Origin of the sequence: Microbacterium sp. 77mftsu3.1, from assembly GCF_900100525.1 — a bacterium.
Lineage (GTDB): Bacteria > Actinomycetota > Actinomycetes > Actinomycetales > Microbacteriaceae > Microbacterium > Microbacterium aquilitoris.
The window spans coordinates 1-17,906 of sequence record NZ_FNCR01000002.1; the positions used below are offsets into that span (position 1 = coordinate 1).

General features: G+C 71.2%; 18 protein-coding genes. 7 read left to right on the top strand and 11 right to left on the bottom strand.

The window, feature by feature from the left end; all coding sequences use genetic code 11:
• Positions 1–988: HNH endonuclease signature motif containing protein (locus tag BLR68_RS04880; protein ID WP_091362297.1), on the top strand; the 988-nt coding region annotated here is incomplete at its 5' end.
• Here BLR68_RS04880 and BLR68_RS04885 read toward each other — a convergent pair.
• Genes BLR68_RS04885 through BLR68_RS04895 form a run of 3 tightly spaced genes read right to left on the bottom strand, consistent with a single transcriptional unit; the run spans position 985 to position 2,263 of the window.
• The gene (locus tag BLR68_RS04885; RefSeq protein ID WP_018187968.1) at positions 985–1,251 is read right to left on the bottom strand and encodes a hypothetical protein; all 267 of its coding nucleotides are present in this window, start codon (positions 1,249–1,251) and stop codon (positions 985–987) included. The two genes, BLR68_RS04880 and BLR68_RS04885, sit on opposite strands and share 4 nt — an antisense overlap.
• The gene (locus tag BLR68_RS04890; protein WP_018187967.1) at positions 1,251–1,736 is read right to left on the bottom strand and encodes a GNAT family N-acetyltransferase; all 486 of its coding nucleotides are present in this window, start codon (positions 1,734–1,736) and stop codon (positions 1,251–1,253) included. The genes BLR68_RS04885 and BLR68_RS04890 overlap by 1 nt, the downstream gene beginning before the upstream one ends.
• A complete protein-coding gene (locus BLR68_RS04895; protein ID WP_018187966.1) occupies positions 1,721–2,263 on the bottom strand; it encodes a DUF1697 domain-containing protein in 543 nt (180 codons plus the stop codon). The genes BLR68_RS04890 and BLR68_RS04895 overlap by 16 nt, the downstream gene beginning before the upstream one ends.
• A gap of 53 nt (positions 2,264–2,316) precedes the next feature.
• On the opposite strand from BLR68_RS04895, the gene BLR68_RS04900 reads away from it, so the two are divergent.
• Positions 2,317–2,859 carry a pyridoxine/pyridoxamine 5'-phosphate oxidase gene (locus tag BLR68_RS04900; RefSeq protein WP_018187965.1) on the top strand — a complete coding sequence of 181 codons (543 nt, stop codon included), beginning with the start codon at positions 2,317–2,319 and terminating at the stop codon, positions 2,857–2,859.
• Here BLR68_RS04900 and BLR68_RS04905 read toward each other — a convergent pair.
• From BLR68_RS04905 to BLR68_RS04940, 8 genes are all read right to left on the bottom strand, one after another.
• A complete protein-coding gene (locus BLR68_RS04905) occupies positions 2,856–5,360 on the bottom strand; it encodes a DEAD/DEAH box helicase (RefSeq protein WP_018187964.1) in 2,505 nt (834 codons plus the stop codon). The genes BLR68_RS04900 and BLR68_RS04905 overlap by 4 nt on opposite strands.
• Before the next feature lie 121 nt (positions 5,361–5,481).
• On the bottom strand, positions 5,482–6,642 hold the full coding sequence (locus tag BLR68_RS04910) for a glycoside hydrolase family 3 N-terminal domain-containing protein (RefSeq protein ID WP_018187963.1): 1,161 nt from the start codon (positions 6,640–6,642) through the stop codon (positions 5,482–5,484).
• A 282-nt stretch (positions 6,643–6,924) separates the two neighbouring features.
• Positions 6,925–8,382, bottom strand: a complete 1,458-nt coding sequence (locus BLR68_RS04915) for a sodium/solute symporter (RefSeq protein WP_018187962.1) — start codon at positions 8,380–8,382, stop codon at positions 6,925–6,927.
• Positions 8,379–8,744 carry a hypothetical protein gene (locus BLR68_RS04920; protein WP_018187961.1) on the bottom strand — a complete coding sequence of 122 codons (366 nt, stop codon included), beginning with the start codon at positions 8,742–8,744 and terminating at the stop codon, positions 8,379–8,381. The genes BLR68_RS04915 and BLR68_RS04920 overlap by 4 nt, the downstream gene beginning before the upstream one ends.
• Positions 8,741–9,460: a LytR/AlgR family response regulator transcription factor gene (locus BLR68_RS04925; RefSeq protein ID WP_018187960.1), complete on the bottom strand. Its 720-nt coding sequence runs from the start codon at positions 9,458–9,460 to the stop codon at positions 8,741–8,743. Before BLR68_RS04925 ends, BLR68_RS04920 begins: the two co-directional genes overlap by 4 nt.
• Complete coding sequence (locus BLR68_RS04930; RefSeq protein WP_018187959.1) at positions 9,457–10,644, bottom strand: sensor histidine kinase; 1,188 nt, start codon at positions 10,642–10,644, stop codon at positions 9,457–9,459. The genes BLR68_RS04925 and BLR68_RS04930 overlap by 4 nt, the downstream gene beginning before the upstream one ends.
• A 23-nt stretch (positions 10,645–10,667) precedes the next feature.
• On the bottom strand, positions 10,668–10,904 hold the full coding sequence (locus tag BLR68_RS04935) for a YbdD/YjiX family protein (protein WP_051082830.1): 237 nt from the start codon (positions 10,902–10,904) through the stop codon (positions 10,668–10,670).
• A 1-nt stretch (position 10,905) separates the two neighbouring features.
• Positions 10,906–13,167, bottom strand: coding sequence for a carbon starvation CstA family protein (locus BLR68_RS04940; protein ID WP_018187957.1), 2,262 nt, complete (start codon positions 13,165–13,167; stop codon positions 10,906–10,908).
• A gap of 195 nt (positions 13,168–13,362) precedes the next feature.
• Here BLR68_RS04940 and BLR68_RS04945 point away from each other — a divergent pair, with 195 nt between their 5' ends.
• The 5 genes from BLR68_RS04945 to BLR68_RS04965 are packed head-to-tail and all read left to right on the top strand — an operon-like array spanning position 13,363 to position 17,895.
• Positions 13,363–13,671: a GNAT family N-acetyltransferase gene (locus BLR68_RS04945; RefSeq protein WP_018187956.1), complete on the top strand. Its 309-nt coding sequence runs from the start codon at positions 13,363–13,365 to the stop codon at positions 13,669–13,671.
• A 3-nt stretch (positions 13,672–13,674) separates the two neighbouring features.
• Complete coding sequence (locus tag BLR68_RS04950; RefSeq protein WP_018187955.1) at positions 13,675–14,649, top strand: pirin family protein; 975 nt, start codon at positions 13,675–13,677, stop codon at positions 14,647–14,649.
• Between the two features lie 60 nt (positions 14,650–14,709).
• Positions 14,710–15,267 (top strand): ECF transporter S component, encoded by a 558-nt coding sequence (locus tag BLR68_RS04955; RefSeq protein ID WP_018187954.1) that lies wholly within the window; start codon positions 14,710–14,712, stop codon positions 15,265–15,267.
• Between the two features lie 43 nt (positions 15,268–15,310).
• Positions 15,311–17,092 carry an ABC transporter ATP-binding protein gene (locus BLR68_RS04960; RefSeq protein ID WP_018187953.1) on the top strand — a complete coding sequence of 594 codons (1,782 nt, stop codon included), beginning with the start codon at positions 15,311–15,313 and terminating at the stop codon, positions 17,090–17,092.
• Positions 17,089–17,895 carry an energy-coupling factor transporter transmembrane component T family protein gene (locus BLR68_RS04965; RefSeq protein WP_018187952.1) on the top strand — a complete coding sequence of 269 codons (807 nt, stop codon included), beginning with the start codon at positions 17,089–17,091 and terminating at the stop codon, positions 17,893–17,895. Before BLR68_RS04960 ends, BLR68_RS04965 begins: the two co-directional genes overlap by 4 nt.
• Positions 17,896–17,906 lie beyond the last annotated feature (11 nt).

The window sequence follows — 17,906 nt, forward strand, 5'->3', positions numbered from 1 at the left end:
CGCGGGACGTCTCATGGGGGTCGGGCGGGCGTTGGTGAAGCGGTACCCGGCGGTGTGGGAGTCGATGAGCCACGCGGATATCACCGACACCCACGCGACGATCATCGTCGACGGGCTCGATGAAGTCGACGTCGTGCGCGACGAGCTGGTGTCCGAAGTGCTCGCACTCGCGGAGGAGATGCCGACCGGGCCGTTCCGCCGCGCCGTGAAGCGGATTGTGGACAGGGAGCGTGAAGCGACGATCGCGGAACGTCACATGGATGCCGTCGCCCGCAGGCACGTGCGCGTCGAACCCGGTGCGGACGGGATGGCGTGGCTGACCGCGCACCTCCCCGCCGTCGAAGCGCACGCGATCCACGGCAGGCTCACCGCGATCGCGAAGACCCTCGGCGACGAACGTTCACTCGACCAGAAGCGCGCCGACGTGTTCGGCGACCTGCTCATCGACGGGGAGACCGCGTCTCTTCCCGACACCGTGCGCGGCATCCGCCCGACCGTCACGGTCACGGTGCCCGCTCTCACCCTCTTGACCGGTGACGGCTCTGCCGCGCACGTCGACGGCGTCGGGCCGGTCCCCCTCGCCCGTGCCCGGGAGTTGTGCGGGGCGGCATCCGGGTGGATGCGGGTCCTCACCCACCCCGACACCGGGGTCGTCCTGTCCGTCGGACGAGAAAGCTACCGACCGCCCGCGGACCTCCGCCGGCTCGTCGCGTGGCGGGCCGCCCGGTGCATGGCACCCGGCTGCGGGATCCCGGCCGATCGGTGCGACATCGACCACACCGTCGACTGGCATCACGGCGGACACACCGACGCCACCAACCTCGCACCCCTCTGCCGCGGGCACCACACCCTCAAACACCACACCGGCTGGCACGTCACAGCCCAACCCGGCGGTGCACTCGAATGGACCTCACCCGCAGGCCGGATCTACCTCGTCCACCCCGAACGACGCATCCCGCAGTTCACCACCGACCCACCACCGTTCTAGGGCCGAGCGAGGCTGTTCATCCGTGCGACGAGCGCGGTGACCTCGGCGATCCCGATCACGTCGACGAGAGGTTCGTTGAACCATGACTCCCAGATGCCGTCGACGTCGTCCTGCGAGACGCGTCCCTGCTGCGCCAGGATCTCGGCGATGTCGCGCGCCTCACGCGCGTACTCGTCCACCGGCACACCCGCCGGCGATCCCGGCTGCAGCCCGTACGGGTCCGCCTCATTCAGTGCCGACAGCACAGCCTCCACCCCGAGCATCACCGCACCATCCGGGCTTCGACGATGCCGGGCGTCCCCGGGTCGGACTGCTCCGCACCGTCGAACGCGAAGCCGTTGCGCCGGTAGAACGCGATCGCACGCGGATTCTCCCGCGCCACCCACAACGACGCGGGCCCGTCGGCCAGCACCGCCTCGAACAACGCCTGACCCGGACCCGTCCCGTGATGCGCCGCCAGGACGTAGAGCATGTACAGCTGACGGCCACCGGCATCCGACTCACCGGACATCGCGAACCCGATCAGCTCGTCGTCCTCCTCGGCGATACGGACGGCATGCGCCGGCCGTCGGTCGGAGAGGATCTGCGTCCACATCCGCAGCCGACGCTCCGCCACCTCGTCGGTGAAATAGCTCGCGGGGAGGAGATGCCCGTACGTCTCACGCCAGGCGGCCACGTGCAGGGCTGCGACCGCCGCGGCATCCGTCAGCTGCGGTTCGCGGACCACCACGCTCACGCTCCGGCCCATTTCTCGGCCAGCGTGCCGATCACGTTCACGTTCCGGTTCGTCGCCACGCCCAGCAGCTTCGCCGCGCCCAGCGGGTCGACCGCCCCGTCCTGATACCCGGGCTGCAGCAGCGCATGCGCCGCGCGCCCCCGCACCAGCATCCGGCCGCGCTCATCGGCCCGCGCCTCGATGTCGGCGGTCTGCGACGCCGCGGGCTCGTCCTTCAGCAGATACACGTAGTGACGGGCGAGCCCCGGATTGGCCTCGGCCAACTCATGGGTCTGCCGAGCGACCTCTCGGAACTCCGCAGCGGAGTAGACGATCGTCGGCACCTCGAATCCCCGGTCGGCGGCGAACGCCTGCTCCAGCGCCTGCTCGATCCGTTCGCGCGACCGCATCCGCGAATCGAAGCGCACGTTCCCCGTGTTGATGTGCGTCTCGACACCCTCGAACCCCGCCGCCTCGACGACACGGCGGATGTCCTCCTTCGGGAACACCCGCTTCGCACCGAGGTTGATCGCCCGCAAGAAGGCCAGATACGTCGTCACCCGCCCAGTCTGCCCGGACCGGCCGACACCCCGCGAGGGAGCAGGATGAAGACATGAACGAGCTCACGCGCTGGCTTCGCGACCAACCGTCCCTCATCGGAACACCGCCGCCCCTCGATCTGTCCGACCTCCCGGCCGACCCTCACGACCTCTTCGACCGCTGGATCCGCGCCGCCGCCGACGCCGGCATCCCCGAAGTGCGTGCCGCGACCCTCGCGACGGCGGATGCCGCCGGCCGCCCGGACGCACGGACCCTCATCCTCAAGGGCGTCAGCGCCGACGGGTGGGAGTTCGCCGGCCCGCGCTCCTCCGCGAAGTGGCGCCAGCTCGCCGACAACCCCGCCGCCGCACTGAACTTCTGGTGGCAACCGGTCATGCGCGCGGTGCGCGTGCGCGGAACCGTGCACGAGGCCGCACCAGCCGAAAGCGCGGCCGACATCGCCGGCAGCCCCGCCGGTGCACTCCTCGAACCCGGCGAATGGGCGCTCTGGCGTCTCGTCCCCGAGCGCATCGAGTTCTGGCAGGGCTCGCCCGACCGCCGCCACGCCCGCATCGTCTTCACCCGCGACGGTGGCGATTGGACCCGCGAGGTCTAGAGCCTCACGACCTCGGTCACCCGCACGACCGCAGCGCCCTCCTCGACGGATGCCTCCAGGTCGACCTCGGCGCGGATCCGCCAGTCGTGGTCGCCGGCGGGATCGTCGATGATCTGCTCGACGCGCCATATGCCGTTCGCGGCATCCGACTCGTCGAACACACACAGGGCGGGACTGCGCGCGGCGCCGCCCGTCAGGATCTCGTCGTGGTCGTCGAAGTAACGGTCGAGGATCTCGGGCCAACCGGCATCCGGATCCAATTCGACCAGCGCGTCGTCGTTCTGCAGCGCGGCGAGCTGCACACGCCGGAACATCTCGTTGCGCACCAGCACGACGAACGCGCGCCGGTTCGCGATGATCGACGGCGGCGCGGGCGGAACGACCGGCGCCTCGGGGTCGGCGGCGGGGTTGATGAGAGCGTTCCACTCGTCGACGAGGCTCGAGTCGACCTGTCGCACCAACTCACCAAGCCACTCGATGAGATCGAGCAACTCGTCGGTGCGCGCCTCGGCGGGCACCGTCTGCCGGATCGCCCGGTACGCGTCGGACAGGTACCGCAGCACCAGGCCCTCGCTCCGCCCCAGTTGGTAGAACGACACGAACTCGCCGAACGACATCGCCCGCTCGAACATGTCGCGGACGACCGACTTCGGCGACAGCTCGAAGTCCCGCACCCACGGCTGACTCGACGCGAACGTCTCGTACGCCTGCGCCAGCAGCTCCGCGAGCGGCTTCGGCCACGTCACCGACTCGAGCAGCTCCATGCGCTCGTCGTACTCGATGCCGTCGCGCTTCATCGCGCCGACCGCCTCGCCGCGCGCCTTGTACTCCTGCTGCGACAGGATCGCGCGCGGATCGTCGAGCGTCGACTCGATCACGCTCACCACGTCGAGCGCGTAGTGACCACTGCCGACGCCGGCGTCACCGGCATCCGGATCGAGCAGGTCGATCGCGGCGAGCGCGAACGGCGACAGCGGCTGGTTGAGCGCGAAGTTCGGCTGCAGGTCGACGGTGAGACGGATGCCGTCGGCGTCCGCCTCGACGATGTCCGCCGCCGTGAGGGTGCGGAACAGCGCGATCGCCCGGCGGGCCAGCTCGTACTGCCGGGCGCGCGGTTCGTGGTTGTCGAAGACGAGGGAGCGGACGTTGCCGAACACGTCGCCGCCCCGCCCGATCACGTTGATGAGCATCGCCGTCGTCAGCTTCAGCTGCGGGGAAAGCGGCTCGGGCTCGGCCGCGACCAGCCGCTCGAACGAGCCCTCGCCCCAGTTCACGACCCCCGTCGGCGCCTTCTTGCGGACGATCTTCTTGCGCTTGGCGGCATCGTCGCCGGCCTTCGCGAGGGCGACGGCGTTCTCGATCTCCCACTCCGGGGCCAACACGACGACGCTGCCGTGCGTGTCGTACCCCGCCCGCCCCGCGCGGCCGGCGATCTGGTGGAACTCACGCGCCGACAGCTGCCGCATCTTCGTGCCGTCGTACTTCGACAGCGCCGTGATCAGCACGGTGCGGATGGGCACGTTGATGCCGACGCCGAGGGTGTCGGTGCCGCAGATCACGCGGAGGAGCCCGCGCTGCGCGAGCGTCTCGACGAGCCGCCGGTACCGCGGCAGCATCCCGGCGTGATGGACGCCGATGCCGGCGCGCACCAGCCGCGACAGCGTCTTGCCGAATCCGGTCGTGAACCGGAACCCGCCGATGGCGTCGGCGATCTCGTCGCGCTGCTCGCGGGTCGTGAGCTTCACGCTCGACAGCGCCTGCGCCCGCTCGAGCGCCGCGGCCTGCGAGAAGTGGACGATGTAGACCGGCGTCTCGCGGTTCTCGAGCAGCCCCTCCACCACCTCGTGCACGGGCCGCCGGGCGTAGGAGTAGTCGAGCGGCACCGGGCGCTCGACGCCCGCGATGTGCGCGACCGCTCGCCCGGTGCGGCGTTCGAGGTCGGTCTTGATGGCCGTGACGTCGCCGAGGGTCGCCGACATCAGCAGGAACTGCGCCTTCGGGAGGAGCAGCAGCGGCACCTGCCATGCCCATCCGCGGTCGGGGTCGCCGTAGTAGTGGAACTCGTCCATCACGACCTGGTCGATCTCTGCGTCGGGGCCGAGGCGCAGTGCGACGTTCGCCAGGATCTCGGCGGTGCAGCAGATGATCGGCGCGTCGGGGTTCACCGACGAATCGCCCGTGACCATGCCCACGGCATCCGGTCCGAAGATGTCGACGAGAGCGAAGAACTTCTCGCTGACGAGGGCTTTGATGGGAGCCGTGTAGTACGTGCGGCCGCCACGGGCGAGGGATGCCGCGTGTGCCGCGACCGCGACGAAGGACTTGCCCGTGCCGGTCGGCGTCGCGAGGATCACGTGCGATCCGGACGCGAGCTCGAGCACCGCCTCGTCCTGCGCGGGGTACAGATCGATGCCGCGCTCGATCGTCCACTCGAGGAAGCCCTCGTAGACGGCGTCGGGGGTCGACCCCGCCGGAATGCGGTCCCGGAGCGTCGAGGTCATCCCTCGAGTCTGCCCCACCGACGGCGGGACGGCGTGCCCAGTGCAGGTCCGATCCACCCCGCACGCCCTCGAACGGCTCTGCAGGGCGTCCCGCCCTGCACTCGGCACAGGGCCGAGTGCGTCAGGGCATGTCGGCCTTCGCCGCGAGCACGCGAGCGGCGGCGGCGTCGACCTGTGCGGCGAACTGAGGGTCGGCCTTCGCCTTCGCGAGCACCGCGTCGTACATCGCGGGGAACACCGACGGCTTCGCAGAGACGAGCACCACATCGACGCCGGCCGCGATCGCCTTCACGGCGCGGTCGGCGGGCGACCAGGCCGACACAGCCACCGCGCCCGAGAGGTCGTCCGAGAACACCACACCGTCGAAGCCGACCTCGCTCCGCAGGAGTCCCACGACCTTCGGCGAGAACACCGCCGGGGTGGATCCGTCGATCCGGTCGTAGATCGCCGACGAGACCATCACCGCCGACGGACCCGCCGCAGTGAGCGGCCGGTAGAGGTCGACGTCCGGACCGTCCGGCGTCACCGCCCTGTCGACGACGTCGGCCGTGGTGTCGGTGTTCGCGGACACGTGGCCGAGGCCCGGGAAGTGCTTGAACGCGGGGAGGATGCCGGCATCCCGCATCCCCTCCGCGAAAGCACCCGTCTTGTCGGCGACGGTCGACGCGTCGTAGCCGTACTGGCGGCCGTACCCGCCGATCGGCGGATTGTCGAAGCGGGTCGCCTCGCTCGTGACGATGTCAGCGACGGGGGCGAGATCGAGGTTGACTCCCGCGTCGGCGAGCTCGCGCCCCCATGCCTCGGCCCTCGCCTGCAGCTGCTCGGACGGCAGGTCGGCCTGGCGGATGCCGTAGGGCATCGCATCGAACCCCGGCCCGCGCAGCACCTGGACCTCGCCGCCCTCCTGGTCGGTCGCGACCCAGAGCGGAGCCCCCTCGGGATGGTCGAGTGCCGTGAACCGTGCGACCACCTCCGCCGTGCCGGAGACCCCCGCGTGCGATCGCCCGCTCAGGAAGATGCCGCCGGCGTGCCGGTCGCGGACGGCGGCCAGGGTCGTCGGCGACGCCGTGGTCGCGGGGGTCCCGACCATGAAGAGCTGGCCGACGCGCTGCTCGAGCGAGAGCGCGTCGATCGGGTCCGGCGTCCGGGACGGCGATGGAACCGCCGAGGGCGACGTGGCGGGAGAGGGCGCCGATGGCGACGTCCCGGGGGAGGGTGCGACGGACGGCGACGAGGACCCCGTGGGAGAGGCGGCACACCCTGCAAGGATCGACGCGGCCATCACGGTGGCGAGTACGGACCATCTCCTCCGACGCACACAGACATTCTGCGCCTGCACCGGCCGTCGTGCGCCGGGCTCGCTGTTCCGTATTCAGTCTCGGGGGATGCTCATAAGGACGCGCCGCACCGCATTTCCGGGCATCCACCCGTCACAGGTCGGCACCGAGACTGAATACCGAACGCGTGGCAGCGCGGGCTACCGAACGCGTGGCAGTGCGGACTACCGAACGCGTGGAGAGGCGCACCGGATCGCCCGACACGCGCCCTCGCCTACACGCGCGCCTCAGCCGCGCCCGGGCGTGTGCAGTCTCGCGAGGTAGTCGGCGGCTCGCACGGGTGCGCCGGCGCGGTCGGTGAGCGAGACGACGACGGTGACGGCGGTAGCCAGCGGGATGGTCCACGCGGCGGGCTGCGCGAGCAGCGGAGCGGCGACGCCGACTCCGCCGACCGCCGCGTGCACGACGAACGCGAGCCCGCACGCGACCGCGCCGGTCACCATGCCCGCCACCGCGCCGCGCGCCGTCAGCCGCGACCACCAGATCGACAGCAGCAGGACGGGGGACAGAGCGGATGCCGCGAACACGAAGACGACGCCGACCGAGGCCACGAGTCCTGCCGGCTGGGTCAGCAGGGCGATGGCGAGCGGCACGAGGGCGACGAGGACGGCCGACAGCCGGAACGAGCGGACCGATCCCGAGAACACGTCCTGGCTGATGACGCCGGCGAGCGAGACGGTGAGCCCCGCCGACGTCGCGAGGAACGCGGCGAACGCACCGGCGACGACGAGCGCGGTGAGGAGCTCCCCCGCGAGACCGGGGAACACGCGCGCGGGAAGGACGAGCGCGACGGTGTCGGCGATGCCCGGCTGGGCGAGATCGGGGGCGACGACCCGTGCGAGCAGCCCGATCACGCTCGACACGGCATAGAAGGCGCTGACCATCACGATGACGAGCACCGTGGTCCGCCGCGCCGACCCGCCCGTGGGGCTCGTGTAGAACCGCACGAGCACGTGAGGAAGGCCCATCGTGCCGAGGAGCAGTGCGAGCAGCAGCGATCCCGCGGCGTAGGCGTCGAGCCCCGAGGGCCCGGCCTCGGCGGGGAAGACTACGAGCGGGTCGATCTCGCGCGCACCCCCGCTGACCGCGAACACGATGAGCACGGCGGGCACGAGCAGCGCCGTGAGTTTGAGCCAGTACTGGAACGCCTGCACGTACGTGATCGCCCGCATGCCGCCGGCCGCGGCGGCGGCGGCGACCAGGACCGCCACGAGCACGGCGCCGACCCACGGCGGGACGTCGGCCACGACCTGCAGCGTGATGCCGGCGCCGTGGAGCTGCGGCACGATGTACAGCCAGCCGATGAGCAGGCACGCGGCGCTCGTCACCCTCCGGGACGCCCGGGACTCGAGCCGCGCCTCGATGAAGTCGGGGATCGTGTAGGCACCGCTCCGACGCAGCGGCGCCGCGACGAACAGCAGCACGAGCAGGTAGCCGGCGGCGTACCCGATGGGGAACCAGAACCCCTCGGCCCCGCTCAGCAGGACGAGTCCCGACAGGCCGAGGAAGGTCCCGGCCGAGAGGTACTCCCCGCTGATCGCGGAGGCGTTCCAGACAGGCCTGACGGTGCGGGATGCCACGAAGAAGTCGCTCGTGGTCCGCGAGATCCGCAGGCCGTACGCGCCGATGAGGACCGTCGCGCCGACGACGGCCGCGATCGCGACGAGGTCGAGCAGCGCGTTCACGCCTCCTCGTCCCGGAGCGCCCGCCAGCGCCGCTCGTTGCGGTTGGCGCCGCGGACGTAGAGGATCGCGAACCCGGCGATCACGGGGTAGAACCCGAACGCGTGCAGCAGCCACGACAGCGGAACGCCGAGCAGCGCGATCTCGTCGAGCTCGGGAACGAGCGCCAGCACCGCGAGCAGGACGGCGGCGACGGTCACGAACCCGAGGACGGTCCCCACGGCCAGCCGCAGCTGCGAGCGGCGGAGCGCTCTCGCGTACGCGGCCTCGGCGTCGTCGACCGGCGTGCCCGGCAGCGCGATTCCGCGGGTCGGCGCCCCGGGACGCCCCGCCCCGGCGGTGACGCGCACACGCTGAGCGCTCATGACCCGCTCCGGCCGACGAGGGCGTCCCGGACGGCCGGGAGCAGGCGCCGGCTCACCGGCAGCCCGGTCTCTCCGACCCAGACGGTCGGTTCCGCTCCCGCGAGTCGGACCTCGGTGACGGATGCCGCGCGCACGAGGAACGAGCGATGGATCCGGACGAAACCGGCATCCGCCCACCGGGACTCGAGTTCCGAGATCGGGATGCGGACGAGGTGCCCGGAGTCGCCGTCGGCGTGCAGGCGGGTGTAGTCGCCCTCGGCGCGCACCCAGCGGACGTCGCGGCGGTGCACGAACCGCACGGCGGAGCCGACGGTGACGGGCAGCACCTCGTCGGACTCGGTGGGACGGTCGTTCTGCGCGATGCGGTCGACGGCGCGGCGCAGCCGTTCGAGGCGCACGGGCTTCAGCAGGTAGTCGAGCGCGCGCAGCTCGAACGCGTCGACGGCGTGCGCGTCGTCCGCGGTCACGAAGACGACGGCCGGCGGGGACGCCAGCGCGCTCAGCGCGGTCGCGAGGTCCAGACCCGAGAGCCCGGGCATGTGGATGTCGAGGAAAGCCGCCGCGACCGGCCTCTCGGTGAGCAGGCGCAGCGCCTCGGCTCCCGACGACGCCGTGAGCACCTCTCCGATGCGGTCGTCGCCGCGCAGCAGGAAGGCGAGCTCGTCGAGCGCGGGCTTCTCGTCGTCGGCGACCAGGACGTCGATCACGACGCTCACTCCTCGCCTCGCGTCAGGTGGTGCGGCTGCGATTTCGGGATCCGCATGCGCACGAGGGTACCGGCGCCCGTGTTCGTCTCGACGACGAGTCCGCCCTCGGCTCCGTAGAGCTGCCGGAGCCGGGTGTCGACGTTCCGCAGGCCCACGTTCGCCGCATCGCCGGCACGCGTCAGGAGCGCGTGCAGCTCGTCCGGGTCCATGCCCGCGCCGTCGTCCTCGACCGTGATCTCGGTGTGGGTCGCGGCATCCTCCGAGGCGATGAGGATCGTCCCCCCGCCCTCCCCCGGCTCGAGCCCGTGTCGGACGGCGTTCTCGACGAGCGGCTGCACCGACAGGAACGGGATGACGGTGGACAGCGTCTCGGGCGAGATCCGCAGCGTCACGGTGAGGCGGTCGCCGAAGCGCGCCCGCTCGAGTTCGAGATAGGAGTGGATGCTGCGGAGCTCTTCCGCCAGCGTCGTGAACTCCCCCTGGCGCCGGAACGAATACCGCGTGAAGTCGGCGAACTCCAGCACCAGCTCGCGTGCGCGCGGCGGATCGGTCGTGATGAACGAGGCGATCGCGGTGAGCGCGTTGTAGATGAAGTGCGGCGAGATCTGCTGCCGGAGCGCACGCAGGTCGGCTTCGGCGAGTGCAGCGCGCGAGGCATCCAACTCCCCGAGCGTCGCCTGCGCGGCGCACCACTCGGCGACCTCCCCCGCCGCGCGGACGAGCGCCGCCCGCACGGGGGCGGCGAAGGCGACCAGCACGCCCGCGACGGCGCCGTCCACACGGATCGGCGCGCCGACGGCTTCGAGCCCGTCCCCGCCCTCGGCGCGCGGGAAGACGCGGCGCTTGCCCGTCTCGGCGACCTGCGCCGCGATGCGGTGCGCCGCGGCATCCAGTCCCTCGGTCTGTCCGTCTCGGGCGACGACGACGTCGCCGACCACGAGCATGACGGCAGGGCTGCCGAGCACGGCCCGCAGGTGCCGCGCGGCGCGCGCGACGTCGGGGGTTGCGAGCCCGCCGCGCAGGTAGGGCGCCGCGAGGCTCGCCTGGTGGAGGGCCCGGTACGTGGCCTCCTCGGCCTCGCTGCCGAGCCCTCCCGCGCCCCGGGCGTAGCGGCGGGCGAGGAGCAGCAGGGCGGACAGCACGATGCCGCCGACCACGCCGAGCAGAGCGGCGAGGACGACGGCATCGGTCATGCGACGAGCCTAGATCGCGGGCGTCAGCAGCAGCGGGCGCCCGGGTTGCGGTCCTGGTCGTCCATCTTCTGACGCCAGAACTGCCGCTCGGTCATGGGCTCCTCGTCGGGGTGCACCCGGCGGTGGTGCGCGACGTACGTCGCGTACGCCGTGTCGCCCATGAGGGTCGTCACGTACCAGCGGATGCCGCGACCCGCCCGCAGCACGAGGTCGAGCATCGCCCGCGTCGGCGACACCGCGGCATCCGTCCGTGTACTCATGTCAGTGCCTGTTCGCGGTGCGCTCGTCGGCGAGGATCGGCTCCCACTGCTTCTCGAGCTCGCGCTCGGCAGCCGTGCCGATGAACCCGGCGGGGGCGAAGCGGCGCGAGGGCACCGCCTCGTCCTCGTGGTTCTCGCCGCCGCCGCGGCGGATCGCGGCGATCGTGACGCACACGGCGGCGATGATCACGATGATCGCGAGGGTCACGAACACGATCGACAGGGTGCCCTGCACGAAGGTGTTGCGGATGACGGCCTCCATGACCGCCGGCTCGCCGAGCGTGGTGTCGCCCTGGGCGAGCGCGTCGCGGTAGCGGAAGTGGTTCGACCAGTATCCGATCGCCGGGTTCGGCGAGAAGATCTTGTACGCCGACGCGGTGATCGTCACGACCGCCGCGAACGCGAGCGGCAGGGCGACGATCCACAGCCACCGGACGTACGACGGGCCGCGCTTCGCGATGATCGCGAGGACCACGGCGAGCGCGATCGCGGCGAGCAGCTGGTTGGCGATGCCGAAGAGCGGGAAGAACGTGTTGATGCCGCCGAGGGGGTCGGTGACGCCGAGGATGAGGATCGCCCCCCAGCCGGCGACCATGATCGCCGTCGTGATCCAGACGCCCGGACGCCACGAGACGTCGCGGAACTTGGGGACCCAGTGGCCGATCGAGTCCTGCAGCATGAAGCGCGCGACGCGGGTTCCGGCATCCACCGCCGTGAGGATGAACAGCGCCTCGAACATGATCGCGAAGTGGTACCAGAACGCCATCATCGCCTGGCCGCCGAGGGCCTGCTGCATGATGTGCGCGAGACCGAGCGCCAGGGTCGGCGCGCCACCGGTACGCGAGACGATCGACTCCTCGCCGACCGCCGCCGCGGTGCTCGTCAGCATGTCGGGGGTGAGGTTCACCCCGGTGATGCCGAGCGAGTTCACGAACGCGACCGCGCCCTCCACGGTGCCCATCGTCGAGGCGGCCGAGGCGTTCATCGCGTAGTAGATGCCCTGGTCGATCGAGATCGCGGCGACGAGGGCCATGATCGCGACGAAGGACTCCATGATCATGCCGCCGTAGCCGATGAAGCGCGTCTGCCGCTCCTTCTCGACGAGCTTGGGGGTCGTGCCCGATGCGATGAGCGCGTGGAAGCCCGAGAGCGCACCGCACGCGATCGTCACGAACAGGAACGGGAACAGGGGACCTGCGAACACCGGCCCGGTTCCTGCGATCGCGAAGTCGGTGACGGCGGGAACGGTGATCTCGGGACGGACGAGGACGATCGCCCCGGCCAGCATCACGATGACACCGATCTTCATGAACGTCGACAGGTAGTCGCGGGGTGCCAGCAGCAGCCAGACGGGGAGGACCGCGGCGATGAAGCCGTAGATGATGATGCCCCACGCGATGACGCTGCGGTCGAGGTGCAGGAACTCCTGACCCCACGCGGTCTCGGCGACCCAGCCGCCGGCGACGATCGCCGCGATCAGCAGGACGAAGCCGATGATCGAGACCTCGGTGACCTTGCCGGGGCGGAGGTACCGCAGGTACAAGCCCATGAACAGGGCGATCGGGATCGTCATCGACACCGAGAAGACGCCCCACGGGCTTTCGCCGAGCGCATTGACGACGACGAGGGCGAGGATCGCGACGATGATCAGCATGATCAGCAGCGACGCGACGATCGCGGCGGTGCCGCCGATGCGGCCGAGCTCCTGGCGGGCCATCTGACCGATCGTCCGGCCACCGCGGCGCATCGAGAAGAACAGGACCGTGTAGTCCTGCACGGCGCCCGCGAGCACGACGCCCACGATGATCCAGATGGTGCCGGGGAGGAACCCCATCTGCGCCGCGAGCACGGGACCGACGAGCGGGCCGGCGCCGGCGATGGCGGCGAAGTGGTGGCCGTAGAGGACGCGACGGTCGGTGGGGACGTAGTCCTTGCCGTCCTGCTTGACCTCGGCGGGCGTCGCCCGACGGTCGTCGGGGCGCAGCAGATGCTTCTCGATGACCTTCGAATAGAAGCGGTAGCCGATCAGGTACGTCGCGACGGCGGCGAACACGAACCAGATCGCGTTGACGGTCTCACCGCGGACGATCGCGAGCATCGTCCAGCCGAGACCACCGGCGAGGGCGATGAGCGCCCAGACGACGATCTTCAGCGGCGTCCAGCGGCCGTCCTTGGTCTTCTGCTCCTCGGTGAGGGCGACGGGGGGAAGGGAGGGATCGGGTTCGAGCGTGGCGGCCTTGCCACGGCGCGACGGTGCAGACATGGGCGACTCCTTCGGGCGCGTCTTTGCGTACACGTCAGGGTAGGAAGACGGATGCCGCTCCCCCGGGCGCGGTCGATGGGCGCTGCGACGAGCGGCACGGTCGGCGCGACGAGCGGTCGGACCTCGCGCTGTCCAGTCCTGGCGGGAAGGCAGTCACGCCGCTTACGGTTGATCCACACGACAGAGGGGGTCCCTGTGGCACACGACGCCGCACCGACGGTCACGCGCAACGATGAGAAGAACCGCTACGAGATCCACGTCGACGGGGCGGTGGCGGGTTACACGCTCTTCACGACCGACGACGCGGGCCGCACCGTGATGCCCCACACCAAGATCGACCCGGCCTACAAGGGTCAGGGTCTCGGCTCGACCCTCGTCGCCGACGCCCTGTCGGACCTCGCCGACCGGCACGCGACGGTCGTCCCCGAGTGCCCGTTCGTCGCGGGCTACCTCTCGGAGCACGACGTCCCCGGCCTCACGGTCGCCTCCCCCGACGCGGAGTGAGGGATGACCCGCCTCGACGCCGACCCGACCGAGACCGTCGACGCCCCGGCATCCTGTGACGGCCCGCGCGCACTGCTGCTGACCGCGCGCGAAGTCCCCCTCGGCGGCGTCCGCGGCATGCAGGTGCACCGCGCCCTGCCGCAGCGCGAGCTGCCGATGGTCGGCGCCTGGTGCTTCCTCGACCGGTTCGGCCCGCAGGTGACGACGATGCGCGTCGAACCCCACCCGCACATCGGGCTGCAGACCGTCACGTGGCCGTTCGCGGGCGAGACCCGCCACCGCGACACGATCGGCTCCGACGTCGTCATCAAGCGCGGGCAGCTGAACATCATGACCAGCGGGGCGGGCATCGCCCACTCCGAGTACTCGATGGGCGACGAGCCCACCGTCACCGACGCCCTCCAGCTCTGGGTCGCGCTCCCCGAGTCGCGCCGCCACGGCGGGCCCGATTTCGAGAGACACACCGACCTGCCCGTCGTGGACCTGGGCGACGGCGCAGCGGCGGTCGTCGTGGTCGGCGAGCTCGCCGGCATCCACTCTCCCGCCACGATGTACACGCCGATCGTCGGCGCGGAGGTCTTCATCCCCGCGGGGGCCCGGGTGCGGATTCCACTGAACCCCGCGTGGGAGCACGCCCTCGTCGGGGTCGACGGGGCTCCTCTCGTCCACGCCGGAGACGAGGAGTCCGTGACGCTCGGCGACCACGACCTGCTCTACCTGGGCCTCGCACGAGAGGTCATCGAGATCGAGGCACCGACCGACGTCACGGTCTTCGTGCTCGGCGGCGAACCGTTCGAGAGCGACATCGTCATGTGGTGGAACTTCGTCGGGCGCAGCCACGAGGAGATCGTCGCCGCACGTGACGAGTGGGAGGCGGACTCGCCGCGTTTCGGACACGTCGTCACGCACGGCGACGAGCGGATACCCGCGCCGCCGCTGCCGACCGTGCGGTTGACGAAACGGCGCCGTCGCACCTGACTCGGCGCCCGCGGTTTTGCACGGCCCGGGCCCCGCTCGCCCGCGGATAGCCTTGGATCCGTGGCCCGAATCCCCCTGCTCTCCACGCGCGTCCTGCTCGTGTGCGCGGCGCTCGGCGTGGCCACAGGCATCCTCGGCGGGGTAGCCGGGCTCGTGACACCCGCGGTCCTCGCCCTGGCGCCCTGGGCGTACGGCGCCGTGCTCGGCTCGCACGTGTTGCCAGGCATCATCGCGCAGCAGGTTTTCCGGATGCCCCTCGTCGCCCTCACGACGCATGTGCTGGCCGCGCTGGTCGCGAGCTCCGTGAACCCGGCCTGGATCGGACGCTTCCTCGGCACCGCACTGCTGTTCGGTGCCATCCAGGAGGGAGTGGCTGCCCTCACCCGTTACCGCGTCTGGGGACGCTGGCGCTTCTACGTCTCGGCTGTCGTCATCGGGGTCGTGGTGGCCGGGGTGGTGGCGGTCGCCGCCGACCTCACAGTGCTCCCCACCTGGGCGCAGATCGCGTACTTCGTGGTGTCGATCTTCGGGCCCGTCGCCTGGACCGCCGCCGGCCTCGGCGTGGGCTCGGGTCTGCGTCGGGCGGGTGTCGCACGACCGACCGTCACCCGTAGGTAAGGGTAGGCTAACTTGGGAGTACCCCTCCCTCGTTTGGACTCCCGTGACCTCTGCCGACCCCGGCGCGCCCGACGTCCCGCTCGCCCCGGGAACGCCGCCGGCGCTCCTCCGTGTCCGCGATGTCGCGATCGTGCACGACGGCGCGCACACCGCGGTACCGGCATCCGTCTCGTTCGAAGTCGCACCGGGTGAGGTCGTGCTCCTCCTCGGGCCGAGCGGATCGGGAAAGTCCACCCTCGCCCTCGCGACGAACGGGCTGATCCCCCAGGCAGTGCCGGCCGAACTGACAGGCACGGTGTCGGTCGCGGGCCTCGACGCGACGACGACGCCCGTGGCCACGCTCGCTTCGCGCGTGGGCATGGTCTTCCAAGACCCGGACGCGCAGCTCATCACGGGCACCGTCCTCGACGACGTCGCCTTCGGCCCCGAGAACCTGCGGCTCCCGGTCGACGAGGTCCTCGCCCGCACCGAGGCAGCGCTGCGTCGGATGGGCCTGTGGGAGAGGCGCCACGAGAACCCCGACCGCCTGTCAGGTGGGGGCAAGCAGCGTCTCGCCATCGCGAGCGCCCTGGCGCTCGGCTCCGACCTGCTCGTCCTCGATGAACCGACCGCCAACCTCGATCCGGCCGGCATCGAGGATGTCTACGATGCTCTCGCCGCCGTCGTCGCCGACGGGCGATCGATCCTCCTCGTCGAGCACAACCTCGACGCCGCCGTCACGCTCACCGACCGGGTCGTGGTGCTCGACGCCGACGGTCGCACGATCGCCGACGGCACCGTCGACGACGTCCTCCGCGAGCGCGCCGAGGAACTGCACGCGCTCGGCGTGTGGCTCCCCGTGTCGGCGACGGCAGCCCTCGCGCTGCGCCGAGCGGGCTGGAACCTCCCCCGCCTTCCGCTGACCCCGACCGAACTGCGCGAGACGCTCGAGGCGACCGCCCCTCCCGTGCCCAGGGCAGGTTCAGCGGCGCCGGACGGCCCGGAACGGGCCACCGACCTGCGCCTAGACCTGCACTCTGCACGCCCGGTGATCGAGGTGCGGGGGCTCACCCTCCGCCGCGGCCGACGCGAGGTGCTCCACGACGTCGACCTCACGATCACCGCGGGCGAGTTTGTCGCGGTCGTCGGGGCGAACGGGGCCGGAAAGACGAGCCTGCTGCAGGCGATCGCGGGGGTCATCCCGCCGCCACGCGGCGCGGTGCAGGTGGCGGGGACGGATGCCGCGCGCATCCCGCTCCGCGACCTCTCGAGACGCATCGGGTTCGTGTTCCAGAACCCCGAGCACCAGTTCATCGCACACACGGTCTTCGATGAGCTGGCTCACGGGCTTCACGGTCGGCACCTCACGGACGAGGCCATCCGCGAGCGGACGATGGAGGTCCTTACGAGATTCGGGCTCGAAGGCAAGGCCGACGTCCATCCGTTCCTGCTCTCGGGTGGCCAGAAGCGGCGGCTGTCGGTGGGGACCGCGCTGGTCGGCGGCGCCCCGATCCTCACGCTCGATGAACCGACCTTCGGGCAGGACCGCGCCCGCGCCGACGAGCTCCTGCGACTACTGCAGGGGCTCAACGACGACGGCACCACAATCATCGTCGTCACTCACGACATGCAGCTCGTCTCGGAGTACGCGACCCGTACGGTCGTCGTCGGCGACGGGCGCATCGTCGCCGACGCCCCCACACGGGACGTGTTCGCTGACGAGGCGCTGCTGCGCCGATCGGGCCTGCGCATCCCGCCGCTCGCCGCCGCACTGCGCGGCGTGAGGCGGCATCCGTCCCTCGCCGGAGTCACCCGCCTCGACGACCTCGAGGCGGCGCTCCGGTGACCGCCACGATCGATCCGTACGCCGTCGAGGCACCCTCACGCGGATTCCTCGCACAGCTGAGCCCGTTGGCGAAGCTTGCCGGGCCGCTCCCCGCCATGCTGCTGCTGATCTTCGCGCGGGACCTCGCGACCCCGGCCGCCTTCCTCGGCCTGGCGTACGTGCTTGTGCTCGCGGGGGCGCGCCTGCCCGGCCGTATCTCGCTACTGCTGTTCGTCGCGGTCCCGGTCGGGGCCGCCGTGGTCGGCTTGGCACTGTCACTCTGGGCCGACCCCGCGCGGGTCGACCGGTCGGCGCCGCTCCTCTCCGTCGGCGACTGGACTCTCTACCTCGGCGCAGTCCAGATCGGACTCGCGACCGGGCTCCGGCTGGCCGCGATCCTCGCCCTCGGATTCGTCGCCGGGCTCACGACGACCGGACCTGACCTCGTCCGCGCGCTCGTTCAGCAGTTGCGGGTGCCCTATCGCATCGGTTACACGGCCCTCGCTGCCTTCCGGTTCGTGCCGCGCTTCGGGTACGAGCTCGAGGTCATCCGCCAGGCGCACCGCGTGCGGGGCGCGCACGCCGGCCGCGGCCCGTTCGCGGCGATCGCGCGGTGGTGGGGCTACATCGTGCCGCTGCTGGCAGGGGCGATCCGTCACGCCGAGCGCGTCGCGCTCGCGATGGACGCTCGTGCGTTCGGCGCCCACCCGGACCGCACCGAGCGATACCTCCTGCCCTGGCGTCGGCGCGACACCGTCTTCACGGGCGCGCTGTGGATCGCGTCTGCCGTGATTCTCATCGCCCTCTTTCCCTGGACCCTGTGATGAAAGGATGC

Bases quoted from the DNA above. Each gene is read 5' to 3' on its own strand.
- BLR68_RS04885 (WP_018187968.1), bottom strand. From the start codon at position 1,251: ATGCTCGGGGTGGAGGCTGTGCTGTCGGCACTGAATGAGGCGGACCCG.
- BLR68_RS04890 (WP_018187967.1), bottom strand. From the start codon at position 1,736: ATGGGCCGGAGCGTGAGCGTGGTGGTCCGCGAACCGCAGCTGACGGAT.
- BLR68_RS04900 (WP_018187965.1), top strand. From the start codon at position 2,317: ATGAACGAGCTCACGCGCTGGCTTCGCGACCAACCGTCCCTCATCGGA.
- BLR68_RS04905 (WP_018187964.1), bottom strand. From the start codon at position 5,360: ATGACCTCGACGCTCCGGGACCGCATTCCGGCGGGGTCGACCCCCGAC.
- BLR68_RS04910 (WP_018187963.1), bottom strand. From the start codon at position 6,642: ATGGCCGCGTCGATCCTTGCAGGGTGTGCCGCCTCTCCCACGGGGTCC.
- BLR68_RS04920 (WP_018187961.1), bottom strand. From the start codon at position 8,744: ATGAGCGCTCAGCGTGTGCGCGTCACCGCCGGGGCGGGGCGTCCCGGG.
- BLR68_RS04930 (WP_018187959.1), bottom strand. From the start codon at position 10,644: ATGACCGATGCCGTCGTCCTCGCCGCTCTGCTCGGCGTGGTCGGCGGC.
- BLR68_RS04935 (WP_051082830.1), bottom strand. From the start codon at position 10,904: ATGAGTACACGGACGGATGCCGCGGTGTCGCCGACGCGGGCGATGCTC.
- BLR68_RS04940 (WP_018187957.1), bottom strand. From the start codon at position 13,167: ATGTCTGCACCGTCGCGCCGTGGCAAGGCCGCCACGCTCGAACCCGAT.
- BLR68_RS04950 (WP_018187955.1), top strand. From the start codon at position 13,675: ATGACCCGCCTCGACGCCGACCCGACCGAGACCGTCGACGCCCCGGCA.